Genomic DNA, 25,385 nt, shown 5'->3' on the forward strand with positions numbered 1-25,385 from the left:
CAAATCTAAGCGAAACGAAAGTTGCGAATATGGATTGGGACAAGCTTAGAATATTTCATGCGGTTGCCGACGCCGGCAGCCTGACACATGCTGGCGATACCCTGCATTTGTCGCAATCCGCAGTGTCCCGACAGGTTCGGGCACTGGAAGAAAGTCTCAACACAACCCTTTTTCACCGTCACGCACGGGGACTGATTCTCACCGAACAGGGTGAACTTCTGTTTGATGCGACCAGCGCCATGATCAAGCGACTGGATGCCGCCGCAGCGCGCATCCGCGATTCAGAAGAAGAAGTGTTCGGTGAGCTGCGCGTCACCACGACCATCGGGTTCGGAACGCTCTGGCTGGCCCCGCGCCTTCCCAAGCTCTATGAAGAATACCCCGACCTGAACATCGACCTCATGCTTGAGGAAAAGGTGCTGGACCTGCCAATGCGCGAGGCCGACGTCGCCATCCGCATGAAAGAACCCTCTCAGGCCGACCTGATCCGCAAGCGTTTGATGAGTGTGCACATGCGTCTTTACGCAACGCCTCAATATCTGGCGCGCAAAGGGACACCCGAAACGATGGGTGATCTCAATGACCACAGGCTCATTTGTCAGAACATCAACTCTGCCCAAGTGGGCGCCGGGGCAAATCTCGTCCAGACCCTGCTGAGCAACGATATCCCGTCCGTATTATACGTGAACAACTATTTCGGGGTGCTTCAGGCTGTTCTGCATGATCTCGGGATTGGTGTTCTGCCAGACTATGTGGTTCAGGATTTCCCGAATCTGGTACGCGTGCTGCCAGAAGTGGATTCGGGCGAAATTCCCGTTTTCCTCGCTTATCCAGAGGAATTACGGCAATCCAAGCGAATTGCGGCATTTCGTGACTTCGTGCAGGAAGAGATCATTTCACATCGCAAACAGTTGAGAGAACAGGGTAATCTCTGAGCTATGCGCTGAGCGCATGGCCGACATGCTGCAGGTGCGGCATTCTTTCCCTTGATCGATTCAAAACTGATGCCTATTTCATCCCTTGAAGGCGGTGATTGCTTACTAGCGCATCACCTTCACCTCCCTGTTGGACTTCGGCCGAGCTTATTGCTCGGCCTTTTTTTGCCCGACGCATAAAAAATGCGCCTATTCCGCATAGTCTCCCTATCCGAATGCATAGTGTTCTTTTCCAATTCTTCATCCTGCTCTCGGAAAAACTAATGCAAATCGGCGACCGGCTGCTAAGATGTGCGTAATATCGGAACAGTCCATATAGGTCCTTAATGACACGTTTATTTTCACTCCTCGCCTTTGCGATCTTCATATCGCTTGGGTCAGAATCCTTGGCCCAAGTGCCTCTCCCCAGTACCAGCAGCGGTTCGGACACGGCCGAAATGGCGACAACTGTCCCCGAAGACATCACAACTGACGAGATTAACTCGATGGTTGCACGCATGTCCGACGACGAAGTCCGCAACCTTCTGCTGTATCAGCTGGATGCCGTAGCCGCCAAAAACGAAACCGTTACCCCCACTCTCAGCACGAGCGAGCGGGTCGCGAAATTGTGGACCGCGTTCACAACACCCACAGTCGATGCCGTCAAGAAACTGCCGGTCGTAGGACCCAAAATCGGTGAGGCCTTCTCGAACTTCTCGGCCTCTTACGGTGGCGGCGGCGCCGTGATGACCATGCTGGGTCTGATTGCCCTTGTGATCGCAATTGCGCTGGGGGTCGAATTTGCGGTCCGAGCATGGCTTGCCCGTTCAAGCAGCGTAACCGCTCAAGACAGTACCGAAACAGGTCTGCGCGAAGCGGTGGTTTTCCTTCTTAAACGTTTCATGCGCGAAATTTTCGGGTTGGTGGTCTTCTATGTCGTGATCCGGACGCTGGGACGCACCGTCCTGTCGCCGCAACAATTGGCCTTTGCCGGTCCTTTCGTTTTGAACCTGATCTGGTTGCCACGTCTCACAGGCGCCTGCTCGCGGTTCATTCTGGCACCGCACCGGTCTGACCTCAGACTGGTGAATGTGAACGACCAGTGGGCAAAGTTCCTGCACCGCAACATCATCGGGCTGTTCTTTCTGGCCGGCTTTACCCTTTTCTTCACAGGGTTCTCGAACAGCAACGGTGTACCGACCTCCGAAACCCGAATTGGGTTCTGGCTCGACAGCCTGGTCTATGTCTACATCATCTTCATCGCCCTGACCGCACGTGAGGGATTGATCGACCTGATGCGTGGTACCGATCCGGACCGCACCGTCGCAGATGAAACCTTTGCCAAATTCTATCCCTACTTCGCAGTAGGCGTTGCCGTTGCGACATGGGTCCTTGTCAGCACCCTGATCGGCTTGCAGCAGATTTCCGCTCTGGTTCACGGCGCGCATTACCTCACAATGTTCCTGTTGCTCATGGCGCCTGTTATCGACACCGCCATTCGTGGTCTGGTACGCCATGTGGTGCCGCCGATGCGTGGTGAAGGCCCCGCAGCCGAAGGTGCCTACCTGTCGACAAAGCGCAGCCTTGTTCGGATTGGTCGCGTGATTGCGGCAGGCATCATTATCGTGATGATCGCCAATGCCTGGGACTTTAGCGTTGGTGCGCTGATGCGCGAAGGTGTCGGCATTGCTGATAACGTCTTCGGCTTCCTGATGACCGCTGTTGTGGGCTATGTCGCCTATGAAGGCGTATCGCTGTGGATCAACAGCCGTCTGGCCGCTGAGTTCACCGCACTGGGCATGAGCGAAGAAGAGGCAGACGCCGAAATGGGCGGCGCAAGCGGCTCACGCCTGTCGACCGTTCTGCCGCTCATGCTTTTGACAGCGCGTATCGCGATCATCGTTGTGTTTGGTCTTTTGGCCATCGGCAACCTTGGCATCGATATCACGCCGCTTCTTGCAGGTGCCGGTGTTATCGGTCTGGCCATCGGCTTTGGTGCCCAGAAACTTGTGTCTGATATCGTCTCGGGTGTCTTCTTCCTTGTGGACGATGCGTTCCGTACCGGCGAATACGTCGAGATTGACGGCACAATGGGCGCCGTTGAAAAGATCTCGATCCGCTCGATGCAGTTGCGCCACCACCGCGGGGCCGTTCACACCATTCCATATGGCGAGATCCCCAAGCTGACCAACTACAGCCGTGACTGGGTGATCATGAAACTCAAGTTCACCGTGCCGTTCGACACCAACCCCAACCAGATCAAAAAGATCTTCAAAAAGATCGGTCAGGAAATGCTCGAAGATCCGCTCTTCAAAGACGACTTCCTGCAACCGTTCAAATCGCAAGGTGTGTTTGACATTGATGACGTGGGTATGGTGATCCGTGGTAAGTTCATGGCGAAACCCGGCAAACAGTTCATGATCCGCAAGGAAATCTTCAACAAGATTAAGGCAGCCTTTGCCGAATCGGGTATCGACTTTGCCCGTCGTGAAGTCCGCGTTGCCTTGTCTGACACGGACACCCATGAAGACCTGTCAGAACAGCAACAGGCGGCCATCATGGGCGCTGCGGCTGCAACGGCAAGCCAACAGGAAGAAGCCCCGGCGGCGGCGCCAAAGGGCCCTGATTGATCAGGTTGACGACGTAACATCCTTGACGACACTGACTTGCCCGGGCCAAACCCCGGGCAAGTCTCTTTTTAAAAGCTGCCCTGCCATGAACCTCATCAAAGCCATCCCCTTGATTGCGTCCGGTCTCTTTTCTGGTTTTGCCACCCCTGGTCTGGCCCAAACGGCAATGGCAAAACCCGCCCAAAAGATTGAGGCCGCAACTCTTGATCACGAGTTCGGGTTTTCGGCAGGATCTGTTGTTGTAGCCCCTATCCCGTTCAACAACCCTTTGATTGGCGCAGGCCTCGCAATTGGCGCGGGCTATCTGTATCAGGCAGATGAAGACAGCAACACTTCGGTTCTCGGGCTTGGCGCGCTTCACAGTGACAATGGCACCACCGCCTATGGGCTCAGCGGTTCCTTGGCATGGGATCACAACACATGGCAGTTGTCTGCGACCATCGCAGAGGCAGACCTGAACTATGACCTTTATGTCTTGGGGCTTCCCGTACCGCTTAACCAAAAAGGGATCCTGTTTAGCGGCGAACTTTTGTACGGTGTGACGCCCGATTTGTCCTTTGGGGGCAAGCTTCGCTATCTGGACACAACGATTTCATCCGGCAGTTCCTCTGCCTTACCCATCTCGGTGTCGCCTGACGCGGATCTGGAAACGGTTAACCTGAGTTTTTTGGCGCGCTGGGACACACGCGAAAACACGCTTTACCCCGTTCAAGGCCATATCCTTGATTTCGAACTCATGGCAGGCGAGGTCCTTAACAGCGCCTCGACCCGTCAATATGGCAAGGCGGTGCTGAATTTTTCTGCCTACCGTCAAATTCAGGAAAAAACGGTTGTCGCAGCACGCGCCACAACATGCGCGGCTTCGACGGACTCGCCCTTCTTTGATTTGTGTTCGCTGGGTGGCACGGATGCATTCCGCGGCTTTTCATCCATGCAGTATCTTGGCCCGCGCAGCCTGTCTGCCCAGATTGAAGTGCGCCAGAATTTAAGTGAACGGTTTAGAGCGGTTGCCTTTGCCGGCGCAGGCATGACCGGACAAGAGTTCACCTCGCTGAGTGCAGGGGGTGTCCATGTCGCCGGAGGTCTGGGCATGCGTTTCAAACTCAGCAAAAAATTTGATGCCGATTTCTCGATCGACTTCTCTCATAACGACGAAGGGGAAAACCTGACGTATATTTATGTGGGTCAACGTTTCTAACTGCGGCGCCTTTGCCCTTTCCCTTATGGCCGGACTGACCTAAAAGCCCTGTGACATGCCATCTTTGGGGAATCTTAGGACCATGCAGGAACCGGCCATTACAACCGATCTCATCGAAGCCCACGGATTGAAGCCCGACGAATACGAGCTGATCCTCGAGATCATCGGCCGCGAGCCAACATTTACCGAACTTGGTATTTTCTCGGCGATGTGGAACGAACACTGCTCGTATAAATCGTCGAAAAAATGGTTGCGTACGCTGCCAACCGACGGCCCTCAGGTGATCTGCGGCCCCGGCGAAAATGCCGGTATCGTTGACATCGGCGACGGCGACGCCGTGGTTTTCAAAATGGAAAGCCACAACCACCCGTCTTATATCGAACCCTATCAAGGCGCGGCCACGGGCGTTGGCGGCATTCTGCGTGACGTCTTCACCATGGGGGCTCGCCCGATCGCGGCGATGAACTCTCTTTCCTTTGGCGAGACCAGCCACCACAAAACACGACAGTTGGTAAACGGTGTTGTGGAAGGTGTTGGCGGATACGGCAACTGTTTTGGTGTCCCGACCGTTGGCGGCGAAGTCCGCTTTCACCCTGCTTATAACGGCAACTGCCTTGTGAATGCCTTTGCTGCCGGGATCGCAAAAAGCGACGCAATTTTCTATTCCGCCGCATCGGGCATCGGAATGCCGGTTGTTTACCTTGGTGCGAAAACCGGCCGTGACGGTGTGGGAGGTGCAACCATGGCTTCGGCAGAGTTTGACGACACCATCGAAGAAAAGCGACCAACCGTTCAGGTGGGTGACCCCTTCACAGAAAAACGCCTGATGGAAGCCACGCTCGAACTGATGCAAACCGGCGCCGTGATCTCGATCCAAGACATGGGTGCGGCTGGTCTGACCTGTTCGGCTGTGGAAATGGGCGACAAGGGCAAACTGGGCGTCAAGCTCAACCTCGAAGATGTACCCCAGCGTGAAGACAACATGACAGCCTACGAGATGATGCTGTCAGAATCCCAAGAACGCATGCTGATGGTTCTGAACCCGGAACTCGAAGCAGAAGCCCGCGCGGTTTTCGAAAAATGGGATCTGGATTTTGCCATCGTAGGTGAAACACTGGCAGAAGACCGGTTCCTGATCCTGCACAACGGCGAGGTCAAAGCCGATCTGCCATTGTCGCCACTGTCAGGCCGCGCACCAGAATACGACCGCCCATGGATCCCCACACCCGAGGCTGAAGAACTGGCCGATGTACCACAGATCGATCCGATTGACGGTCTGAAAGGTCTGATTTCCTCGCCGAACTATGCAGGCAAACAATGGGTCTACGAACAGTATGACACCATGGTTATGGCCGACAGTGCCCGCCTGCCCGGTCAAGGCGCCGGAATCATCCGCGTGCATGGCACCGACAAAAAGCTGGCCTTCACCAGCGACGTGACCCCGCGCTATGTCAAGGCAAACCCGATTGAGGGCGGCAAACAGGCCGTTGCCGAAGCTTATCGCAACCTCACAGCCGTTGGCGCCACACCTCTGGCATCGACCGACAACCTCAACTTCGGCAACCCCGAAAAGCCCGAGATCATGGGCCAGTTTGTTGGTGCGATCAAAGGTATCGGTGAAGCCGTTGCTGCGCTGAACATGCCCATCGTGTCGGGCAACGTGTCGCTCTATAACGAAACAGACGGGTCCGGCATCCTGCCCACTCCGACAATCGGGGCCGTTGGTCTGATTGCCGCCGACGAAGAGCCGATCAACGATCTGGCCCGCGACGGCCACGTTGCACTTGTCATCGGCGAAACAACCGGACACCTGGGCCAATCCGCCCTTTTGGCCGAGGTTTTCAACCGCGAAGAAGGCGACGCGCCTGCGGTCGATCTTGACGCGGAAAAACGCAATGGTGACTTTGTCCGCGCCAACCGCGACTGGATCAAGGTGTGTACCGATCTGAGTGATGGTGGCCTTGCACTGGCGGCATTTGAAATGGCCGAAGCCGCTGGAGTCGGTGTTCAACTCGACAGCGATGATACGGCCTTCCTGTTTGGCGAAGATCAGGGCCGCTATCTGGTTGCCTGTAACTTTGATCAGGCCGAAGCCCTGATGATCAATGCCGGTCAAGCGGGTGTGACAATCACATCCGTTGGCAAGTTCACGGGTGACATGGTCTGGATGGGCAACAGTTCGGCATCTCTTGAAGAGCTGTCACAGCAGTTCCGCAGCGCTTTTGCTGATGCGGTTGCCTGATCAACAGGCCCGCAGGCTCAAAAATGACAAAGGCAGGTGCATCGCGCCTGCCTTTTGGCTTTTCCCATGTGTTTTGCCTATCCCCGTTGTCCGGCAAGCATAAATTCCAAATATGGGGGCTGGTACTCTGACAGGCTTTGCACATGCCGATTTGCTTTGTTTACCGCGATCTGCTTGCACAGGCCTCTTGTCGGCCCTAAATTCAAATGAACACCAATACGGAGATAGCAATGCTTCTTGCTTCTGATATCGAGGCCATGATCCGCGAAGGTTTCCCTGACGCCAAGATCACGGTTATGGGCGACGACGGCCAGCACTTTTCTGCTGAAGTCATCGACCAGAGCTTTACCGGCAAAAGCCGCATTCAGCAGCAGCGCGCGGTAAACGCGACGCTGAAAACCGCGATTGACAGCGGACGTTTGCATGCCCTTGCGCTGACCACCAAGGCACCAGAGTAATGAACACCGCCCTTCTGATCGTGGGCGTCGTGATCCTTTTGCTGGTTTTGGCAATTGGAAGCGAGGCTTACTTCAGAGGGCAGAAATACCGCCCCTTGTCCCAGTCCCGACCCAAGAAGGTTTCGAAACTGGTCGCCGGACAACACGCAACAGACACCTCCCTTCTTCAAGACGTTCTTGAGGAAAGAGCGCGCCAGAGCACGGCGCAGACGCATAAGGAAACGCGCAAATGAGCGATGCAAAAACGCAAATCGACGAAACCGTCAAAGCCAATGATGTTGTGCTTTTCATGAAAGGCACCAAAGACATGCCGCAGTGTGGCTTTTCAAGCCGTGTGGCTGGCGTATTGAACTACATGGGCATCGACTTTGCCGATGTGAATGTTCTGGCCGACGACGAACTCCGCCAGGGCATCAAAGACTATTCCGATTGGCCAACAATTCCGCAGCTTTACATCAAGGGCGAATTTGTCGGCGGATGTGACATCATCACCGAAATGACCCTCTCTGGCGAGCTGGACACGATGTTTGAAACCAACGGGGTCTCGTTCGACAAAGAAGCCGCTGATCGCATCCGCGAAGCCAACGCTTAATACGTCATGACAAAAGTGATCGCGAGACTCTGGTACACGCCCGGGTCTCGCATTGTTTCCCTCGACCTGTTACAGCGTCGCCTGTCCGAGAATCTGGGATGTTCGGTTGAAAAAACCGAGACCTCGGATCTTCGCATCACGGCCCCTGCATCTCTTCTGGTGCGCTTGCAAAACGATGATAAAGTCGCGCTGGAAGCCTCTGAATTATCAAAACAAATTCGGAGCGCGAGCAATCTCAAGCCAGCTTCTGACAAGTTGAACAAGGCCACCCGACGCCTCGATTTTGGCGCGCAAGATGACTGTGATCCGCAAGATCCGCAGATCAAGGGTATCCTGACCGGTCTCACCAGCGGACTGGATGGTGTGCTTGAGGATTGTGTTAACGGGCGGCTGTCGATTGCGCCGCGCGCTAAAAAGTCATTTATGCAGAAACTTCTGCGGCGCTAGGACCCCATTTCCCGACACTTGTCGAGAACTGTGGTTTCACCTTCGGATGTTTCGCGCGACAGGATCGCCTCTTTGCCCTTGGTGTGCCACACATATCCATAGGGCACTTCCGAGTACCGCACACCGGACGCAGCCGGTGTTACGGACAGGCCTGCCAGTTGATCCTGATAGTGCAAGACCACCGCCGCATCTTCACCGGTTCCGACATAGATCGCCATGATCTTTGCCGCGCCATCGCAAGTGTAAGACGCAGTGCGCATATCAATCGCGAACGCGGGGGCAGCCAACAAAAGCAGCCCCCCTGCCATGACCATCGCCTTGGACAGTGATCCCATCAAACAGACGCCTTCTCTTCTACAGAGGCTGCCAAAGCTTCGGCACGGGCGGCAAGTTCTGCCAATGTATCCGTCACTTCGGGCGGGATAACCGCCACCTGAATTTTCTCAGGCTCGGGCGCAGGTTGGTTCTGCAACGCTTCCAGTTCTTGCTGTTTAGTCGCCAGTTCGGCCTCCAGTTCGCGCAAACGGTCTTCGACACCGGCCGTCTTGTCCGCCAGCATCAGGCCCGCCATCAACAGCATACGTGCTTCGGGAATGCGACCAATCTGCGAGGTCAAAACCTGGGCTTCGTTGTCCAGCATCTTTGCTGCGGATTGCAAGAAGTGCTGTTCGCCTTCCTGACAGGCCACTTCGAACACACGGCCACCGATATGAATTTCGACTTCAGCCATCTTGAGCTTCCTTTTCCTGCGCGTCATCGTTCAGCATCGGACGCAAAGCACCCATGATGACGTCCATCTCGGCCAATTCGACTTCACGCTCGGCCTTGAGATTGCTCAGTTCAGCCTGAAGCGCCTTGTTGACCAGAGTGTGATCCGGCAACTGCTTCTCGGTCGCTTCACGCAACAGGTTGTTGGCTTCACGCAGCTGACGGCTGGTGATGCGCAGGCGCCGAATGCGCTTGGACAGGTGATTGATGACATCTCGGTTTTCATCAAGATCAAGCGTCGGAGCCGCCGGTTCCTCCGGGGCAGCCTCGGGGACCTGATTTGCGGCTTCTTGCGCGGCAGCTTCGGCCTCGCTCAGGGCCGCTTTGGCGTCTTCGATCTCTTGCCGGGCCTTTTCAAGATCTGAAACGGCCTGGGCCGCTTCGGCTTGCGCTGACTCGGCAACGGTTTGGGCCGCTTCCAGTTCCGCCTGACCGGCATCAACATAGCTGCGCGACACCTCGATTTCAGACTCGAGAGACTTCACGGTCTCTTCAAGCGATTCCTGACGCAAAACCAACGCGCGGTTTCGTTCCTGCATTTGCTCCGTGGCCAACCGCTCGTCCTCGAGCTGTTGTTGCAATGTTTCCATTTCACCAGCGTCGGCGGCTCCTCCCGGAAGCTCTTCAAGGCTGCGACCAATCCGGTCCATTGCAGCACTGATCCTGCTTTCGAGGTCGCTTATTTCACTCATCAGCCTCATCCTTTAGTTGCGAGCGCCGGGCCTATCCCCTGCCCGTTCACCGCTCGATCTTAGATCTTCAATCCAATTTGCCACCGGAATGCGCAAGACACAAATACAAAGCACGAATCGGCTGGCTGCGGACTCTCGCCGATTTTACCCAATGGAAGGCCAAATTGCGCCCCCTTTACCCTATCTGGGCCCCAAGTTGGCTTGATATTCGCACCGAGCCTGCTATTGAGCAAAAAACTCCAAGCGACCAATCAAAGGAACACTCACCCGTGGATATCGCTGCCCTTCGTGAAAAGAACCCTGAACATTGGATGAAAGCAGCGGCGATCCGCGCTTTGACTCTGGATGCCGTTGCCGCTGCCAACTCCGGACACTCCGGAATGCCCATGGGCATGGCTGACGTAGCAACCGTCTTGTTCGAGAAACATCTCAAATTTGATGCGTCAGCACCAAAATGGCCAGATCGTGACCGTTTCATTCTCTCGGCCGGCCACGGCTCGATGCTGATCTATTCGCTTTTGCACTTGTGTGGTGACGCACAGGTCACGCTGGACCAGATCAAAAACTTCCGCCAGATGGGCGCCCTGACTGCAGGCCACCCCGAAAACTTCCTTCTGGATGCGGTGGAAACCACAACCGGCCCGTTGGGTCAGGGAATCGCCAACGCCGTCGGCTTTGCCATGGCCGAGGAAATCCAGCGCGCACAATACGGTCGCAAGCTGGTTGACCACTATACCTATGCAATCGTCGGCGACGGCTGCCTGATGGAAGGCATCAGCCAGGAAGCTATCGGTCTTGCCGGTCGTCACAGCCTTGGTCATCTGGTTGTGCTTTGGGACAACAACAACATCACTATCGATGGGTCTGTTGAACTGTCTGACCGCACGAACCAGGTTCAGCGCTTCCGCGCTTCCGGTTGGCACGTTCAGGAAATCGACGGCCATGATCCAGAAGCGATTGATGCCGCGATCGAAGCCGCCAAGAAAGCCAAAAAGCCATCGATGATCGCTTGCAAAACCCACATCGCACTGGGCCATGCGGCACAAGATACATCCAAAGGCCATGGCGCATTGACCGACGCGGACCAGATGAAAGCCGCGAAAGAGGCGTATGGCTGGTCCTATGGTCCTTTTGAAGTGCCTGCCGACATCAAATCCCAGTGGGAAGCCATCGGCGCACGTGGTGCTGCTGACCGTGCAGCCTGGGAAGAGCGTTTTGCAGAAGCCTCCAAGCAAAAGCAGGACCGGTTCAACCGCGCTTATGCGCTCGACGTGCCCAAAAAGCTGTCGGCCGTTGTCAAAGCGCTGAAAAAGCAGATTTCGGAAGAAAAGCCTTCGGTTGCAACGCGCAAGTCGTCGGAAATGGCTTTGGCCGTTATCAACCCGATCATGCCGGAAACCGTTGGTGGTTCGGCTGATTTGACAGGGTCGAACAACACCAAGACCGAAGACCTTGGGGTATTTGACACCGACAACCGCCGTGGCCGCTATGTGTATTGGGGCATCCGCGAACATGGAATGGCCGCTGCAATGAACGGCATGGCTCTTCACGGTGGCATTCGTCCCTACTCCGGTACGTTCTTCTGTTTCACCGACTATGCGCGTCCTGCGATGCGTCTGGCCGCGTTGATGAAGATTCCAACCGTGTTCGTGATGACCCACGACTCGATTGGTGTTGGCGAAGATGGCCCGACACACCAACCGGTCGAGCATTTGGCGATCTGTCGTGCGACACCGAACACATATGTGTTCCGTCCCGCAGACACTGTTGAAACTGCCGAGGCATGGGAAGTTGCGATTTCCTCGAAGGAAACACCTTCGGTCATGGCGCTGACCCGCCAGAACCTGCCCACGCTGCGTACCGAGCACAAGCTCAAGAACATGTCGGCACAAGGTGCCTATGTTCTGGCCGAAGCCGAAAACAAGCGTCAGGTGATCCTGATCGCAACCGGCTCGGAAGTGTCGATTGCGATGGACGCCAAGGCCAAGCTCGAGGCCGAAGGCATCGGAACACGTGTCGTTTCCATGCCGTGCATGGAGCTGTTCGCAGAACAGGACGAAGCCTATCGTCGTCGGGTTCTGCCTGCGGGTGCTGTGCGCGTTGGCGTCGAAGCCGCAGTGCGCCAAGGCTGGGATCAGTGGTTGCTTGGTGAGCGTGCACGTCCCGGCAAATCCGATTTCGTCGGCATGGACCGCTTTGGGGCTTCTGCTCCGGCTGGTGAATTGTACGAGAAATTCGGCATCACAGCGTCTAACGTTGCAGAAAAAGCCAAAGCTTTGCTGAGCTAACAACGACGTTACAGAATTGAGAGGGCGCCCTTTGGCGCCCTTTTTCTTGTCTCAAGGTGTTTACGAATGAGAATTTTTGCCCCAATCTGTTGTGCCGCGCTTGCCCTGCTGATCTCTTGTGGCATGGCCTCTGCCGGGAAAATCACCTCGAGCACGCCCCAACCGGCCTATCCTCCGAAAGACTGGGTATTCATCGCTGATTTTCGGAATTTCCCTTATGAAATCCAGTGCCGCGAAGAAAACGGTAAAGGCACGGTCACCAAAAGTGGCTCAGGCAGCAACGTGTCTTACAAGGTCACCAATTTTGACGAGGCCGAAACCCTGATCTGTACCGTTCCCGGTGACCGGTCGTTCAAGCTGAATATGAAGTACCTTCTTGGATACGGAAACACCGAGCGGAAGATGGGCGCCGAGTACTTTGCTGGCGAAATCCGCAAGATCAACCTCAAGGTTCAATACCAAGGGCGCGGCACGACCTATCCTTCTTACAAAGCGCATGTGAAGCTGTTCACCGTTTTTGGCAAAGAGCGGGTCATCTATTCCGCTCAGGACATGTTTGCCGCCTTCTTCCCCGAGCGCGCCAACCAGCCTGCAAGACGCTGGAAGCCGTAAGTTACCCCGCCCCCATCAAGACTGGATCACAGCGTCCTGATCGTCACACAAAGATGATAACGGATTGCATCCCGTCGACGACAAGTTCGCCCTGCGTATTCCAGACCCGCATCACCTGTGAGCTGTAGCCGTTTCTGGCGGCGGACAGGTTTGTATCCATCATCCACCACCCGTCACGGGTCGTGAGATCTTCGCGCATGAAATTGCAAATCCAGTTGACCGAGGAATTCGGACCGGGCCGTTTGCAGGTGGGAAACACCGCTGGTGGCAAAATATCTGCGATCCCCAACAGATCCTCGAACGATCCCCGGCACGCCGGATCCTTGTGGCGCGCCCAGACCCGCGCATATCCACGCTCGGCCCCCATAAAGGGGCGATCCCCTTCAATCAGGCGCAGATCAAAGTTTTCAGCAAAGCGGATCGGCAGCTGCTTCATGGCGGGTGGGAAATAGGGCTCGGTGTCTTCGGGCGCCAGGGCGTCGGGCGCAGGAAGATCAGAAGACACATGGCTGTCCTGACTATGGCCAAAGGTAAAGGTCGCCACCGCAGCCGGTTTGCCGTCCACATCGCTGCGCACAAAGACCGTTGTAATGTTCCGCCCTTGCCGCAACACCTCGACCGAGATTTGCGGTGGCGCCGTAACAGGGGCCGTGAAATTCACCATCACAGAGCGCAACGGGGGCAGGTCCGGATACCTCAGACGTGCCGCACGCAGCAACAAGGCCGCCGTGAAACCGCCATAGGCAGTACGCCCCTGTTTCCAGTTCTCGGGAACAGGCGCCGAATACACCCCGTCCTGTTCGGACAGGGCATCCATCACTTCGGTGAACGTCGCTTCTTTGATCATGAGCCTATCTCTTCACGCTTTTGACCAAGCCTAGCTGCGCGTTTCCTCGCGCGCAGCAATTACCATCCGTCACAAACGTTTGAGAAAGGCGAGATCCGTTTAGTGAGAGGCGGGTTTCTCTTTGCGGAACAGGCCGACCAGAGGCGAAATCACCTTGGTGGTAATCGGAATAAGCACAAAACCCAATGCCAGACCAAAGATCCCGTCCATTGTGGCCTTGGAAACCCATTCGACAAAGCCTGTCCAGGCCTCGGGGACGGCATGACCAATGGCATAAGCCCAGTCATGAATGTGATGACCCAGCCAGCCAACGCCAAGCTGCTCCATGCCGTGGATCACAATCGACCCGCCAACCCACAACATCGCTGCCGTGCCCACAACGGTGAGAAGCTTCATGAACTTGGGCATGACCATAACAAGCCATCTGCCAAAGCCGCGCGTTATGGAGAAATTGCCATTTGCATTCAGCCACAGACCAAAGTCGTCCATTTTGACGATCAGGGCCACCGATCCGTAAACCGCCACCGTGATCCCGACACCGGCAACGGCCAATGTGGATGCTTCCATCCAGAAGTTGCTTTCGGGAATGGCCGCCAGAATGATTGTCATGATTTCTGCGGACAGGATGAAATCTGTTTTGATTGCGCCTGCCGCTTTTTCTTCTTCAAGATGTGCGGGATCGCCGGGCTTGTCTTCCTTGAAGACCTGATGCGCCTCTTCGTTATGGAAAAGGACATGAGCGATCTTTTCCGCCCCTTCAAAACAAAGATAGGCCCCGCCCAGCATCAAGAGCGGTGCAATCAATCCCGGAGCAAAATTTGCCAACAGCAGTGCTGCAGGTAACAAGATCAGCAGTTTGTTCTTGATAGATCCACGCGCGATTTTCCAGATGATCGGCAATTCGCGCTTTGCTTCAAAGCCATGGACGTACTTTGGTGTCACGGCGGCGTCGTCGATCACCGCCCCCGCAGCTTTTGCCCCGGCCTTGGCGGCCTGTGCCGCAACATCATCAATAGACGCAGCCGCCACTTTGGCAATGGCTGCCACATCATCAAGCAAGGCCAACAAACCACTCATACACAGATCTCCTGAAACTGACGTGTTCGCACACTAACGCAACGACGCGGGTTATCAACCTCTGCGAACAGATGCCACGGAAAACAGCTCGGGAAAACACGGGGTTGCCCCCGCGTGTCTGGCTTTGTTGACGCCGGAGTTAGCCGAAGCGTTCGATCAACGAGTCATTGACCATCGGGGTGACGAATTTCGACACATCCCCACCAAGCCGCGCGATTTCCTTGACCAGCTTCGAGGCAATCGCCTGATGCTGCAAGTCCGCCATCAGAAACACAGTTTCAACAGTGTCATCCAAAGCCCGGTTCATGCCAACCATCTGGTATTCGTATTCAAAGTCGGTAACAGCCCGCAAGCCACGAATAATCAACTGGGCACCAACATCGTGGGCACAATTGATCAACAGGTTTTCAAAGGGATGCGCCACAATTTCTGTGCCCGTTTCCTCGGAAAGCTTGGCGCATTCGGCCTCGATCATGGCGACGCGCTCTTCCAAAGTGTAAAGCGGGCCCTTGTCGCGATTGATCGCGACCCCAATGACAAGCTTGTCAACAAGCACTGCCGCCCTACGTATAATATCAATATGACCCAGTGTGATCGGATCAAACGTACCGGGATACAAGCCAACGCGCATTTGCATTCTCCACGCATTTCAATTTAGGGGCACGCAACATTATTGCGTATGAAAATGCAAGTGCAACAGAATGTCACCCGTAGTCTTACGGGGCGTCATTGGGCGGACAGGGTCACCAAGACACCTCTGATTTCTGCGCAGGACGAACGACGCATTTGTTCGCCCAGACAGGGCAATCAAAGCAATCAGTTTCAAAGGATCAAAACACGCATTTGTTCAGAGTGTCCCCAACCTCCCAATGCGTATCTTGTGTGACTGACGCCCCTGCAATCACGGGCCACCGCGCCGGCCGACTTCCTCCCCTCAAAAGACGGCTCGACGGTGGCCAAGTGGGCCTAGTGGCCCATGATCATGCCTTCCAGAGCGTCTTTTTCCATCTTGAGTTCGCTCAGCCGCGCCTTGACGGTATCGCCAAGCGTGACAAGTCCGATCATCTCTCCGTCTTCGACCACCGGCATGTGACGGAAACGTCCTTCGGTCATTCTTTCCAGAACAACTGTGGCATCGTCTTTCATTGTGCAGGTCACAATGTCGGACGTCATATAATCGTCCACCTTGTCAGACAGACATCCCGCGCCACGTGCGGCAACTTCACGCACGATGTCGCGCTCTGAAAGGATGCCATCCACGCTTGTTCCGGTCGCAGAAACAACAACAGTACCGATCCCTTTTTCCGCCAAAATCTTGGCCGCATCAGAAACCAAAGTACCGGGTTTAACCGTCACAACCTCTTGATTGCCTTTGGATTTCAACACCTGATGTACGAGCATTAAGGCCCTCCCTTAATAAAATTTCATAAACACAAGCGTTGCCGCAATATTCTGAAGTGTCAAGTTTCCGCTTCCAGCTTTTGCACCGCAATACGCATTCCTTCGCACAATGCCTCTGAAAACCGGTTCAAACGCTCGAGGCGTTTATCATCTTCATGGCGCACCAAATAAAAGGACCGCGTCAGACTGAACTCTTCTGTCAGGATTTTGCGCACGCCGCGATTGAAAGGAATAGAGAAGTCATGAACGATCCCGACCCCTGCCCCGATCCGCACGCAATTGATCTGAACCGAAACCGAATTCGAAGACAAAGACGGCTTTTCAAGCCCCGCAGCGCTGAGGTAATCCAGTTCCTTGTCAAAGATCATGTCGGGGATGTAGCCGACAATTTTGTGGTCCTTCAGATCTTCCAGTGAATTGATGGGCGGCGCGTTGCGCAGATACCAGCGGGCCGCAGCCAGATGCAGTTTATAGTCGGTGATTTTTTGCACCATCAGACGTCCTGCGGTTGGCGGGCTTACCGCGACCACCATATCGGCTTCTCTCTTCGACAGGCTAAAGACGCGCGGCAAGGCCACGATCTGCACATCAAGATCGGGGTTTTCCTTGGCGATTTCGGCGCAGACCTGCGGCAACAGGTAATTTGCCGCACCGTCCGGTGCGCCGATACGGATCTGGCCGGACAGTTGCCCCGCCTCTCCGCTCAGCTCTTCTGCCGCCACTTGCATGGTTTGCTCGATCCGCATCGCGTGCTGCATCAACCGCTGTCCGCTGTCGGTCAGCGCGTATCCCGTCGGCGACTTTACAAACAAAGGCGATCCAAAGGCCGTTTCCAGCCGCCCGACACGCCGCCCGACAGTAGCCGGATCCACTTTAAGCCGTCGGCCCGCCGCAGACAGGCTCTCTTCTCGGGCCACAGCGAGGAAAATTCGCAGGTCATCCCATTGGGGTTCCATTTTACCCTCCCGAAAAAATGCAAAACAGTTTTGAAATCTTGCCTCTTTTGCAATGATTTTTGCAAGCCTATTCTGCGTTCAACATCTTTCAGGAGGATTCCCCATGCAAGAATTGACCCATTACATCAACGGCGAGCACGTCAAAGGTACGTCTGGCCGTTTCTCGGATGTCTTCAACCCCGCGACCGGCGAAGTTCAGGCAAAATGCCCGCTGGCCAGCAAAGAAGAGCTGGACGCCGCTGTTGAAATCGCCGCTGCCGCACAGCCCGCATGGGAAGCCGTAAACCCGCAGCGCCGCGCCCGCGTCATGATGAAGTTCGTTGACCTCTTGAATCGCGACATGGACAAGCTCGCCGAAGCACTGTCGCGCGAGCACGGTAAAACCTTCCCCGACGCCAAAGGCGACGTTCAGCGTGGTCTGGAAGTTGTGGAATACTGCATCGGTGCCCCGCAAATGCTGAAAGGTGAATTCACCGACAGCGCCGGCCCCGGCATCGACATGTACTCCATGCGTCAGGCGCTTGGTGTGACTGCGGGCATCACCCCGTTCAACTTCCCCGCCATGATCCCGATGTGGATGTTCGCGCCTGCCATCGCCTGTGGGAACGCCTTCATCCTGAAACCATCTGAGCGTGACCCCTCCGTGCCTCTGATGCTGGCCGAACTGATGGAAGAAGCCGGTCTGCCCAAGGGCATCCTGCAAGTTGTCAACGGCGACAAAGAGTCGGTGGATGCGATCCTTTATAACGACACGATCCAGTCGGTTGGCTTTGTTGGCTCGACCCCGATTGCCGAATACATCTATGGCACCGGTTGTGCGCAAGGTAAGCGCGTCCAGTGCTTTGGCGGCGCGAAGAACCACATGATCATCATGCCCGACGCCGATCTGGATCAGGCCGCTGACGCGCTGATCGGGGCCGGTTATGGCGCTGCTGGCGAACGCTGCATGGCAATCTCGGTTGCTGTTCCGGTTGGCAAAGACACCGCAGACAAGCTGATTGAAAAGCTGATCCCGCGCGTCGAAACCCTCAAGGTTGGCCCCTACACTGCTGGCGACGACGTGGACTATGGTCCGGTTGTGACTGGTGCGGCCAAAGCCAACATCGAACGTCTGGTTCAAACCGGCGTTGATCAGGGTGCGGATCTGGTTGTGGATGGCCGTAACTTCAGCCTGCAAGGCTATGAGGACGGTTTCTTTGTCGGCCCGAGCCTGTTTGACAACGTCACCACCGACATGGACATCTACAAACAGGAAATCTTTGGACCGGTTCTGTCGACTGTGCGCGCAGAAACCTACGAAGAAGCGCTGTCTTATGCGATGGATCACGAATACGGCAACGGCACCGCGATCTATACCCGCGATGGCGACACCGCGCGTGATTTTGCCAATCGTATCAACATCGGCATGATCGGTATCAACGTGCCAATTCCCGTGCCTTTGGCCTATCACACCTTTGGCGGCTGGAAGAAATCTGCCTTTGGTGACCTGAACCAGCACGGTCCGGATGCCTTCAAGTTCTACACCCGCACCAAAACAATTACGTCGCGTTGGCCGTCGGGAATTCGTCAAGGTGGCGAATTTAACTTCAAACCTATGGATTGATCTGAGGATCGAAACATGTTTTCAAAAAGGGGCGGTTTACCGCCCCTTTTTTTCGTGAACTGGAGTCTGCAGTCAAAATGCCCGTTTCATTTCGCATCCTGAAGTCACACAAATTGGTCTATGTCCGCTATGAGGGCCACGCCAATATTGACGAAACCATCGCGAGTTTTGAACAATATGCATCGCACCCCGATTGCGAACCCGGTCAAAACCAGCTGATCGATTTAAGCGGGCTGACCGGCTATGACAAAGACTTTGCGCGCATGATGGAAACGCAAGCGCAAAAAGCGGACGTTTTTCTGGCCGAGGGGGCCCAACCCATGGTCGTTTACCTGTCGCCAACAAAAATCAGCCAGAAAATGTCGGCGATGATCGTGAAGTCGTGGGAACCCTTTGTCGCCATCATTCCGATCATTGTTCAAAGCGTCTCGGAAGCCTGCGACATCCTCGGGGTGCACAGCGTGGATCTCAAAGAGGCGCTCAAAGTCGCCTGATACGCGGCTCGTTTGGTCCGAAATAGCACCGCAATCCTTGATGCAGCGACGGCAACTTTGAAGCCGAAAGCATAACTTTGTCCAAACTTTCAGCAGTTTTAGACCTGTTTTGTGATTTCACCACAAATTGGTTACAAAAATCTACTCATTGTGCGGCAAATGGATATGGTGAAGTCGCTTCGCCACACTCTGACCGGAAGACCCGATGCCCGTATTGCTCAAGGTCCATCAACCTAAAAATTTGCTGTATGTCCGGTATTCCGGGTTCGCGGGTATTAGCGAGAGTATGCAAGCCTTTTCGACCTATATGTCGCGTCCCGATTTTCAATCCGGTCGTGATCTTCTGGTGGATCTGTCCCACCTTACCGGCCACGAAAAAGCTTCTCCTCATCTGATCCGTCACCATGCCCAGATGACCGAAGTGTTCCAGTCCAAGGGACGCCGTCCTTTGGTCGTGTTTTATGCACCCACACGTGTGGCCCAAGGCATGGCACTTTTATCTGCACGCCCTTGGGATCAACTCGACATTATCACCCCCGTTATTCTGGAACAGGAAATCGATGTTCTGGAAATGCTGGGTGTTACCGAGCCGAATTTGGAAGCCTTCCTGCAAGAAACCCTGTGAAACAACGGCGCCCAACAGCGCCGCTGTAGGTGATATCTAACCGTTACCAGCCCAAAGTTTTCGTATTTGGGTCAAACAACCAGCTGGAAACAAGGTCTGTATTGCCCATCGTCACACCGTCGATGTAATCCGCTTTGGTAAGGCCGGCCGCTTTTGAACAGGCACCACACATGATGACGGTTCCGCCATCGGCGATAAAGGCCGTCAGCATATCCTGAATCGATGTGCCTTGCTCTGCCATCAGGCCATGCACATGACTTGGCCGTTTCTTGTCCGCGAGGTACACCGCGCGCACATTCATCCAGATTGCTGCATCATACCCTTGTTTTTGCGCTTTTTGATGCGAAAACATGATGGCTTTTGCTGCGGCCCAGGTGTCATCTGTCGTCAAGCTCACAAACAAACGCGGCTTTCCCTCTTCGGCAAAAGCGGCCATCGGGCCGAGTACCATCGCCAGTACAAAAACCACATTTTTCAAAAGTGCTCGCATGTTCTTCTCCTCGTATCTGCGCGTTGCAGTATTCGTATTCTCATTTTTACATATATTAAAGATCGAACATTACAGCGCAGGAGGGTTATTCTGACGCAGCCCCTACAGGGTTTGCTTGATATCTTGCGTCAATCCTGCTGAACTTGGGCAAACAAGGCTGGGAGGGCTGCCATGTCTTTGAAAGAACCGGATTTTACCATTGGCGTCGAAGAAGAATATCTTCTCGTGGACAAAGACAGCCTTGATTTGGCCCCTGCCCCCGAAGGTCTTATGCAGGCCTGCACAGCCGAACTCGAGGGTCAGGTCAGCCCTGAATTCCTCAATTGCCAGATCGAAATCGGCACCACGGTCTGCGCAAATGTGGGCCAGGCCCGCGAAGATCTCAAACGATTGCGCAGCACCGTCGCGCGTGTTGCAGGCCGGTATAATCTCGCGCCCATCGCGGCCTCTTGCCATCCTTTTTCCGATTGGCGCAATCAACACCACACAGACAAAGACCGATATAACGCCCTGCGCGATGATCTTGCGGGGGTGGTTCGCCGGATGTTGATCTGTGGCATGCACGTACATGTTGGTATCGAGAACGCGGACCAGCGCGTAGATCTCATGAACCAGCTCAAATACTTTTTGCCTCACCTCTTGGCGATCAGCTGCTCTTCTCCCTTCTGGCAGGGCGAAGATACCGGACTGAATTGTTACCGCCTCACAGTCTTCGACAACCTGCCGCGGACGGGATTGCCCCCCCTTATGGAAGGTTGGGGCGAATTTGAACGCTCTGTCGCGGCCATGACAGATATCGGGGTGATCGAGGATGCTTCGAAAATCTGGTGGGATTTGCGGCCCTCGTCACGTTTTCCGACCGTTGAAAGTCGGATTTGCGATGTGTCCCCCGCTCTAGAGACAACGCTGACCATCGCCGCGCTGACGCAGGCTTTGACGCGGATGTTGTGGCGGCTGGCCACATCGAACCAACGCTGGCGGCTCTACGACAACTTCCTGATTGCTGAAAACCGGTGGCGGGCCCAAAGATATGGCGTGAACGAAGGCCTTATTGATTGGGGACGCCGCGAAATTGTCCCCTTTAGCGAACTGGCCCATGAAATGGTCGAGCTGGTGGAAGAAGACGCAGCCGCGCTTTCGTGCTTGGCCGAAGTGGAAAATTCGCTTGCGGTTCTGACAACTGGAACAAGCGCAGACCAGCAACGCGCGGTTTATTACGATGCGGTTCAGGCCGAGTATTCGCATGACGAAGCCCTGCAAAAGGTGGTCAGCCACTTGATTGAACAGTTTCACGTCGATCTGTAAACGGCGTTTTTCAACAAAGGTGGGGTCTGCAAAAATGCGGATCTGTTTTGCTTTTTTGAGCGCTGACACCTTTGTGCAATCATTGTATTATTTAACAATCGTTCAATTGCGTGTTTTGGGAGGCACAAGATGGATAATGCACTGACCGGAAAATTCGACCGAAGCCTGCGTGTACATAAGTCCCCCAAATGCCCAAACGACCTTATGCGCCGGAACGTGTTACATCGATGTTGACCGGCGCCACCTGCCCTCTTTTCCGCACCCGTTCGGAGTGCTGAGCTTTCCCTCTTTCAGATACTTTTCAAAGGAATTGCCCCCATCATGAGCGATATCTCCATTCGCAAAACCGGCAAGACCGGCCGCATCACGTTTACCCGTCCCAAGGCGTTGAACGCGATGAGCTATGACATGTGCATCGCCATCGAAGACGCGCTGGATGCATGGGAAAAAGACGACGATGTGAAGATGATCGTCATCGACGCCGAGGGTGACAAGGCATTTTGCGCAGGCGGTGACATTGCAGAACTCTATGACACCGGAAAAGCCGGAAATTTCGCATTTGGGCAAACTTTCTGGTCCGATGAGTACCGAATGAATGCAAAAATGTTTGAATTTGGCAAGCCTGTTGCCAGCTTCATGCAAGGATTCACCATGGGTGGCGGCGTTGGTGTAGGCTGTCACGGGTCGCATCGCGTGGTCGGAGACACAAGCCAGATCGCCATGCCCGAATGCGGCATCGGGCTGGTTCCGGATGTCGGCGGGTCTTATATCCTTGCCCATGCACCGGGACGTCTGGGCGAATATCTGGGCCTGACAGCGGCGCGCCTGAACGCGGCGGATGCAATTCTCTCCGGCTTTGCGGACTATTACATCCCAGAGGCCGATTGGCCCGCGTTGATTGCGGATTTGGAAACCACTGGGGACTGGACGCTTATTGACGAAGCGGCCCAAGACGCCCCGGCCGGTCCACTGACCGCAATGCAAGATGACATCAATGCAAACTTTGGCGGCGAGGCTCTGGGCGATATCGTGAACGCATTGCAAAATGACGGATCGGACTTTGCGTCGGGCGCGTTGAAAAAGCTGTCCCGCAATTCACCGCTTGCGATGGGGTGTGCTCTTGAAATCATCCACCGCGTGCGCAGTGCAAAAGACATCCGCTCAGCGCTGGAACTGGAATACCGCTTTACATACCGCGCAATGGAACACGGGGATTTCCTTGAAGGGATCCGCGCACAAATCATCGACAAAGACCGCAATCCGCAATGGCAGCACGCCTTCGAAAGCCTGCCTGCCGTTGCCGTGAGCAAAATGCTCATGCCGCTTGGGGACGCCAAACTGACATTTGAAAAGGGAGAGTAAGCCATGAAGATCGGATTTATCGGACTGGGCAATATGGGTGGCCCAATGGCCGCCAATCTGGCCAAAGCAGGCCACGACGTAACTGGATTTGACATGGCAGAGGTGTCGATCGAAGGCGTTTCCATGGCAGAAACGGCCGCCGCATCGGCAACTGGCGCAGACGTTGTCATCACCATGCTGCCCAACGGGCAAATTCTGCGTGCGGTTGCCAATGAAATCGTTCCGGCCATGTCACAGGGCGCCGCTCTTGTGGATTGCTCGACCGTTGATGTAGACAGCGCCCGCGCCGTTGCAGAACAGGCCGACGCCGCAGGTTTGCTGGCCGTTGACGCACCTGTTTCCGGGGGCGTGGGGGGCGCCGCAGGCGGCACGCTGACCTTTATGGCGGGTGGCAGCACCGACGCCTTTGCCAAAGCAGCCCCGCTCTTCGACATCATGGGCCAGAAGGCCGTGCATTGTGGCGAAGCCGGCGCAGGTCAGGCCGCCAAAATCTGTAACAACATGATCCTTGGCGTCACCATGATTGCCACCTGCGAAGCCTTTGCGCTTGCTGACAAACTGGGTCTTGATCGCCAGAAGATGTTTGACGTTGTGTCGACCTCTTCGGGATACAGCTGGACCATGAATGCCTATTGCCCTGCTCCGGGAGTTGGTCCGCAGTCGCCGTCAGACAATGACTACCAGCCCGGCTTTGCCGCTGAATTGATGCTCAAGGATCTGCGCCTGTCTCAGCAAGCTGCAGAAAGTGCAGACGCAGACACACCAATGGGTCAAATGGCCCGTGATCTTTATGCGCTATACGTTGAAAACGAAGACGGTCTTGGCATGGACTTTAGTGCCATGCTGCCACGTTTCGAAAAACGCGGCCGGTCGTAAGAAAAGACGCGCCCGGAGCATTCCGGGCGCCTCCACCACCCTGCCGACACCCCATGAGCGCTGCACCAGTCTCATTTCGGGAATGTCGCAAACAGGCAAGATCACCGGTTTCGGGCACTTACTCTGAAGGTGTCATACCGGAGCTTTCCAATGCAGCCATCTTTCCAAGAATTTTCAGCGTCCCTGTCTTACAAAGATGTGCCGCCCGATGCGTTGCGCGTCTTGAGACGCAGTTTTCTGGACACGATGGGCGTGGCCGCGGTGGGGTCCACTCAAGATATGTCGCAAATTGCCAAAAAAGGTGCCACGGCCCTTTTTGGCGCAGGGGGCGCTGGCAGCGCTCGTATCTTGATGGATGGCACGAAAGTCAGCCCAACCGGGGCCGCGATGGCCGGCGCGTTCACGGTGGATAGCATTGATGCGCATGATGGCACCTCGCCCTGCAAAGGCCACGCGGGGTCCGCAGTTTTCCCCGCGCTTTTGGCGGTCGCAGACGCCGAGGCCTCCTGTGGCAGACCGCTGGACGGAAAACAGTTCGCGACATTGCTGGCGGTCGCCTATGAGGTCAGCTATCGCGCGGGCTTGGCGCAGCATGCCACATGCGCCGATTATCACACCTCGGGGGCATGGACAGCGGTGGGTGTTGCCACCGCGACCGCCAAGCTTTTGGGATGTAACACCACCGAGATCGCGCATGCCGCCGGAATCGGGGAATACCACGGCCCCCGCAGCCAGATGATGCGCTGTATTGATCACCCGACTATGGTGCGGGACGGCGTTGGATGGGGCGCCCCTTCTGGCGTGACCGCTGCCTATCTGGCCCAGCAAGGGTTTACCGGCGCGCCGGCCTTGACCTGCGAAGGGGAAGACGCCGCCGAATTCTGGAGTGATCTAGGCAGCCGCTGGAGGCTTGTAGAAGATACGCACTATAAACCTTATCCCTGTTGTCGCTGGGCGCATCCCGCAATGGATGCTGCCGCCGAACTGATGACCCTTCATGAGATCCATCACATGCAGGTGGAGTCGGTCGAAATACGCACCTTTCACAATGCCACGCGGCTGGCGGGACAAACGCCAGACACACCCGATGAATTTGCCTATGCAATCGCGTTTCCCGTCGCCGCCCTCATCGTAAGAAGACAAGTCGGGGTGTCGGAACTGGCCCCCGAAACCCTGAAAGATCCAGACATTCTTCGCATCAGCAAAGCCACGCAACTTATTGATGATGAACACTTTACAAGAATAAGCGTTGGCAAAAGATGGGCACAGGTCACCCTTGTCCTGAAAGACGGAACACGCTTGACCTCAGAGCCTCGGACCCCGCGTGGAGACACCGATCTTCCACTCTCAGATCAGGATATCCTTGAAAAATTCCACCTGTTCAGTGATCCGGTTCTCGGGTCCGCAAGATCAAAGCGCATTGCAGATATGTGCTCTGAATTTGATACGCTGTCGACGGACCAATTCGGGGCGTTGCTGGATCTGGTTTTGACCGACCCGAACTGAAA

At 55.3% G+C, this 25,385-nt stretch carries 26 protein-coding genes; 17 read left to right on the forward strand and 9 right to left on the reverse strand.

The window, feature by feature from the left end; translation table 11 throughout:
- Positions 1-29 precede the first annotated feature (29 nt).
- The 8 genes from PH7735_RS09585 (at position 30) to PH7735_RS09620 (ending at position 8,481) form a co-directional block, all read left to right on the forward strand.
- Positions 30-935, forward strand: a complete 906-nt coding sequence (locus PH7735_RS09585; protein WP_058311021.1) for a LysR family transcriptional regulator — start codon at positions 30-32, stop codon at positions 933-935.
- Between the two features lie 437 nt (positions 936-1,372).
- Positions 1,373-3,544, forward strand: a complete 2,172-nt coding sequence (locus PH7735_RS09590; protein WP_233488286.1) for a mechanosensitive ion channel family protein — start codon at positions 1,373-1,375, stop codon at positions 3,542-3,544.
- A gap of 85 nt (positions 3,545-3,629) precedes the next feature.
- A complete protein-coding gene (locus PH7735_RS09595; RefSeq protein WP_058311023.1) occupies positions 3,630-4,742 on the forward strand; it encodes a BamA/TamA family outer membrane protein in 1,113 nt (370 codons plus the stop codon).
- A gap of 82 nt (positions 4,743-4,824) precedes the next feature.
- Complete coding sequence (gene purL / locus PH7735_RS09600) at positions 4,825-6,984, forward strand: phosphoribosylformylglycinamidine synthase subunit PurL (RefSeq protein ID WP_058311024.1); 2,160 nt, start codon at positions 4,825-4,827, stop codon at positions 6,982-6,984.
- Positions 6,985-7,214: 230 nt separating this feature from the next.
- Complete coding sequence (locus PH7735_RS09605; protein WP_058311025.1) at positions 7,215-7,442, forward strand: BolA/IbaG family iron-sulfur metabolism protein; 228 nt, start codon at positions 7,215-7,217, stop codon at positions 7,440-7,442.
- Complete coding sequence (locus PH7735_RS09610; protein WP_058311026.1) at positions 7,442-7,675, forward strand: hypothetical protein; 234 nt, start codon at positions 7,442-7,444, stop codon at positions 7,673-7,675. The genes PH7735_RS09605 and PH7735_RS09610 overlap by 1 nt, the downstream gene beginning before the upstream one ends.
- Positions 7,672-8,034, forward strand: coding sequence for a Grx4 family monothiol glutaredoxin (grxD, locus tag PH7735_RS09615; RefSeq protein WP_058311027.1), 363 nt, complete (start codon positions 7,672-7,674; stop codon positions 8,032-8,034). Before PH7735_RS09610 ends, grxD begins: the two co-directional genes overlap by 4 nt.
- Positions 8,035-8,040: 6 nt before the next feature.
- Positions 8,041-8,481 carry a hypothetical protein gene (locus PH7735_RS09620; RefSeq protein WP_058311028.1) on the forward strand — a complete coding sequence of 147 codons (441 nt, stop codon included), beginning with the start codon at positions 8,041-8,043 and terminating at the stop codon, positions 8,479-8,481.
- On the opposite strand, the gene PH7735_RS09625 is transcribed toward PH7735_RS09620, so the two are convergent.
- From PH7735_RS09625 to PH7735_RS09635, 3 genes are read right to left on the reverse strand one after another with little or no spacing between them, the layout of a single operon-like run.
- Positions 8,478-8,816 carry an MliC family protein gene (locus PH7735_RS09625; RefSeq protein ID WP_058311029.1) on the reverse strand — a complete coding sequence of 113 codons (339 nt, stop codon included), beginning with the start codon at positions 8,814-8,816 and terminating at the stop codon, positions 8,478-8,480. The genes PH7735_RS09620 and PH7735_RS09625 overlap by 4 nt on opposite strands.
- Entirely contained in the window at positions 8,816-9,211 is a 396-nt protein-coding gene (locus tag PH7735_RS09630; protein WP_058311030.1) for a cell division protein ZapA, read from the reverse strand. The genes PH7735_RS09625 and PH7735_RS09630 overlap by 1 nt, the downstream gene beginning before the upstream one ends.
- The gene (locus tag PH7735_RS09635) at positions 9,204-9,941 is read right to left on the reverse strand and encodes a coiled-coil domain-containing protein (protein ID WP_145865291.1); all 738 of its coding nucleotides are present in this window, start codon (positions 9,939-9,941) and stop codon (positions 9,204-9,206) included. Before PH7735_RS09635 ends, PH7735_RS09630 begins: the two co-directional genes overlap by 8 nt.
- A 269-nt stretch (positions 9,942-10,210) precedes the next feature.
- Here PH7735_RS09635 and tkt point away from each other — a divergent pair, with 269 nt between their 5' ends.
- Both tkt and PH7735_RS09645 read left to right on the forward strand, forming a co-directional pair.
- Entirely contained in the window at positions 10,211-12,229 is a 2,019-nt protein-coding gene (gene tkt / locus PH7735_RS09640; RefSeq protein ID WP_058311032.1) for a transketolase, read from the forward strand.
- Positions 12,230-12,295: 66 nt separating this feature from the next.
- Positions 12,296-12,841, forward strand: a complete 546-nt coding sequence (locus PH7735_RS09645; RefSeq protein ID WP_058311033.1) for a hypothetical protein — start codon at positions 12,296-12,298, stop codon at positions 12,839-12,841.
- A gap of 43 nt (positions 12,842-12,884) precedes the next feature.
- Here the strand turns inward: PH7735_RS09645 and PH7735_RS09650 are convergent, their stop codons facing one another.
- The 5 genes from PH7735_RS09650 to PH7735_RS09670 form a co-directional block, all read right to left on the reverse strand.
- Positions 12,885-13,688 (reverse strand): acyl-CoA thioesterase, encoded by an 804-nt coding sequence (locus PH7735_RS09650; protein WP_145865292.1) that lies wholly within the window; start codon positions 13,686-13,688, stop codon positions 12,885-12,887.
- Positions 13,689-13,787: 99 nt separating this feature from the next.
- Entirely contained in the window at positions 13,788-14,765 is a 978-nt protein-coding gene (locus tag PH7735_RS09655; protein ID WP_058311034.1) for a DUF808 domain-containing protein, read from the reverse strand.
- A 139-nt stretch (positions 14,766-14,904) separates the two neighbouring features.
- Positions 14,905-15,396 (reverse strand): pantetheine-phosphate adenylyltransferase, encoded by a 492-nt coding sequence (coaD, locus tag PH7735_RS09660; RefSeq protein WP_058311035.1) that lies wholly within the window; start codon positions 15,394-15,396, stop codon positions 14,905-14,907.
- A gap of 335 nt (positions 15,397-15,731) precedes the next feature.
- On the reverse strand, positions 15,732-16,166 hold the full coding sequence (locus PH7735_RS09665; RefSeq protein ID WP_058311036.1) for a CBS domain-containing protein: 435 nt from the start codon (positions 16,164-16,166) through the stop codon (positions 15,732-15,734).
- 59 nt (positions 16,167-16,225) lie between these two features.
- Complete coding sequence (locus PH7735_RS09670) at positions 16,226-17,122, reverse strand: LysR family transcriptional regulator (protein ID WP_058311037.1); 897 nt, start codon at positions 17,120-17,122, stop codon at positions 16,226-16,228.
- 103 nt (positions 17,123-17,225) lie between these two features.
- On the opposite strand from PH7735_RS09670, the gene PH7735_RS09675 reads away from it, so the two are divergent.
- The 3 genes from PH7735_RS09675 (at position 17,226) to PH7735_RS09685 (ending at position 19,844) form a co-directional block, all read left to right on the forward strand.
- Complete coding sequence (locus PH7735_RS09675; protein ID WP_058311038.1) at positions 17,226-18,725, forward strand: CoA-acylating methylmalonate-semialdehyde dehydrogenase; 1,500 nt, start codon at positions 17,226-17,228, stop codon at positions 18,723-18,725.
- 77 nt (positions 18,726-18,802) lie between these two features.
- Complete coding sequence (locus PH7735_RS09680) at positions 18,803-19,219, forward strand: hypothetical protein (protein WP_058311039.1); 417 nt, start codon at positions 18,803-18,805, stop codon at positions 19,217-19,219.
- A 205-nt stretch (positions 19,220-19,424) separates the two neighbouring features.
- A complete protein-coding gene (locus PH7735_RS09685; protein ID WP_058311040.1) occupies positions 19,425-19,844 on the forward strand; it encodes a hypothetical protein in 420 nt (139 codons plus the stop codon).
- A gap of 43 nt (positions 19,845-19,887) precedes the next feature.
- On the opposite strand, the gene PH7735_RS09690 is transcribed toward PH7735_RS09685, so the two are convergent.
- Positions 19,888-20,334, reverse strand: a complete 447-nt coding sequence (locus PH7735_RS09690) for a DsrE family protein (RefSeq protein ID WP_058311041.1) — start codon at positions 20,332-20,334, stop codon at positions 19,888-19,890.
- Between the two features lie 171 nt (positions 20,335-20,505).
- Between PH7735_RS09690 and PH7735_RS09695 the strand changes: the two genes are divergently transcribed.
- From PH7735_RS09695 to PH7735_RS09710, 4 genes are all read left to right on the forward strand, one after another.
- Complete coding sequence (locus PH7735_RS09695) at positions 20,506-21,639, forward strand: carboxylate-amine ligase (protein ID WP_058311042.1); 1,134 nt, start codon at positions 20,506-20,508, stop codon at positions 21,637-21,639.
- Positions 21,640-21,960: 321 nt separating this feature from the next.
- On the forward strand, positions 21,961-23,001 hold the full coding sequence (locus PH7735_RS09700; protein WP_058311043.1) for an enoyl-CoA hydratase/isomerase family protein: 1,041 nt from the start codon (positions 21,961-21,963) through the stop codon (positions 22,999-23,001).
- Between the two features lie 3 nt (positions 23,002-23,004).
- On the forward strand, positions 23,005-23,877 hold the full coding sequence (gene mmsB, locus PH7735_RS09705; RefSeq protein ID WP_058311044.1) for a 3-hydroxyisobutyrate dehydrogenase: 873 nt from the start codon (positions 23,005-23,007) through the stop codon (positions 23,875-23,877).
- A 150-nt stretch (positions 23,878-24,027) separates the two neighbouring features.
- Positions 24,028-25,383 (forward strand): MmgE/PrpD family protein, encoded by a 1,356-nt coding sequence (locus PH7735_RS09710; protein WP_058311045.1) that lies wholly within the window; start codon positions 24,028-24,030, stop codon positions 25,381-25,383.
- The last annotated feature ends 2 nt before the right edge of the window (positions 25,384-25,385 follow it).

It is taken from the genome of Shimia thalassica, assembly GCF_001458215.1.
Classification (GTDB): Bacteria; Pseudomonadota; Alphaproteobacteria; order Rhodobacterales; family Rhodobacteraceae; genus Shimia; species Shimia thalassica.

Bases quoted from the DNA above. Each gene is read 5' to 3' on its own strand.
- PH7735_RS09655 (WP_058311034.1), bottom strand. From the start codon at position 14,765: ATGAGTGGTTTGTTGGCCTTGCTTGATGATGTGGCAGCCATTGCCAAA.
- PH7735_RS09595 (WP_058311023.1), top strand. From the start codon at position 3,630: ATGAACCTCATCAAAGCCATCCCCTTGATTGCGTCCGGTCTCTTTTCT.
- PH7735_RS09585 (WP_058311021.1), top strand. From the start codon at position 30: ATGGATTGGGACAAGCTTAGAATATTTCATGCGGTTGCCGACGCCGGC.
- PH7735_RS09630 (WP_058311030.1), bottom strand. From the start codon at position 9,211: ATGGCTGAAGTCGAAATTCATATCGGTGGCCGTGTGTTCGAAGTGGCC.
- PH7735_RS09675 (WP_058311038.1), top strand. From the start codon at position 17,226: ATGCAAGAATTGACCCATTACATCAACGGCGAGCACGTCAAAGGTACG.
- grxD (WP_058311027.1), top strand. From the start codon at position 7,672: ATGAGCGATGCAAAAACGCAAATCGACGAAACCGTCAAAGCCAATGAT.
- purL (WP_058311024.1), top strand. From the start codon at position 4,825: ATGCAGGAACCGGCCATTACAACCGATCTCATCGAAGCCCACGGATTG.
- PH7735_RS09665 (WP_058311036.1), bottom strand. From the start codon at position 16,166: ATGCTCGTACATCAGGTGTTGAAATCCAAAGGCAATCAAGAGGTTGTG.
- PH7735_RS09645 (WP_058311033.1), top strand. From the start codon at position 12,296: ATGAGAATTTTTGCCCCAATCTGTTGTGCCGCGCTTGCCCTGCTGATC.
- PH7735_RS09605 (WP_058311025.1), top strand. From the start codon at position 7,215: ATGCTTCTTGCTTCTGATATCGAGGCCATGATCCGCGAAGGTTTCCCT.
- PH7735_RS09710 (WP_058311045.1), top strand. From the start codon at position 24,028: ATGCAGCCATCTTTCCAAGAATTTTCAGCGTCCCTGTCTTACAAAGAT.
- PH7735_RS09690 (WP_058311041.1), bottom strand. From the start codon at position 20,334: ATGCGAGCACTTTTGAAAAATGTGGTTTTTGTACTGGCGATGGTACTC.
- coaD (WP_058311035.1), bottom strand. From the start codon at position 15,396: ATGCGCGTTGGCTTGTATCCCGGTACGTTTGATCCGATCACACTGGGT.
- PH7735_RS09635 (WP_145865291.1), bottom strand. From the start codon at position 9,941: ATGAGTGAAATAAGCGACCTCGAAAGCAGGATCAGTGCTGCAATGGAC.
- PH7735_RS09670 (WP_058311037.1), bottom strand. From the start codon at position 17,122: ATGGAACCCCAATGGGATGACCTGCGAATTTTCCTCGCTGTGGCCCGA.
- PH7735_RS09650 (WP_145865292.1), bottom strand. From the start codon at position 13,688: ATGATCAAAGAAGCGACGTTCACCGAAGTGATGGATGCCCTGTCCGAA.
- mmsB (WP_058311044.1), top strand. From the start codon at position 23,005: ATGAAGATCGGATTTATCGGACTGGGCAATATGGGTGGCCCAATGGCC.
- PH7735_RS09695 (WP_058311042.1), top strand. From the start codon at position 20,506: ATGTCTTTGAAAGAACCGGATTTTACCATTGGCGTCGAAGAAGAATAT.
- PH7735_RS09680 (WP_058311039.1), top strand. From the start codon at position 18,803: ATGCCCGTTTCATTTCGCATCCTGAAGTCACACAAATTGGTCTATGTC.
- PH7735_RS09625 (WP_058311029.1), bottom strand. From the start codon at position 8,816: ATGGGATCACTGTCCAAGGCGATGGTCATGGCAGGGGGGCTGCTTTTG.
- PH7735_RS09620 (WP_058311028.1), top strand. From the start codon at position 8,041: ATGACAAAAGTGATCGCGAGACTCTGGTACACGCCCGGGTCTCGCATT.
- PH7735_RS09685 (WP_058311040.1), top strand. From the start codon at position 19,425: ATGCCCGTATTGCTCAAGGTCCATCAACCTAAAAATTTGCTGTATGTC.
- PH7735_RS09610 (WP_058311026.1), top strand. From the start codon at position 7,442: ATGAACACCGCCCTTCTGATCGTGGGCGTCGTGATCCTTTTGCTGGTT.
- PH7735_RS09700 (WP_058311043.1), top strand. From the start codon at position 21,961: ATGAGCGATATCTCCATTCGCAAAACCGGCAAGACCGGCCGCATCACG.
- PH7735_RS09590 (WP_233488286.1), top strand. From the start codon at position 1,373: ATGGCGACAACTGTCCCCGAAGACATCACAACTGACGAGATTAACTCG.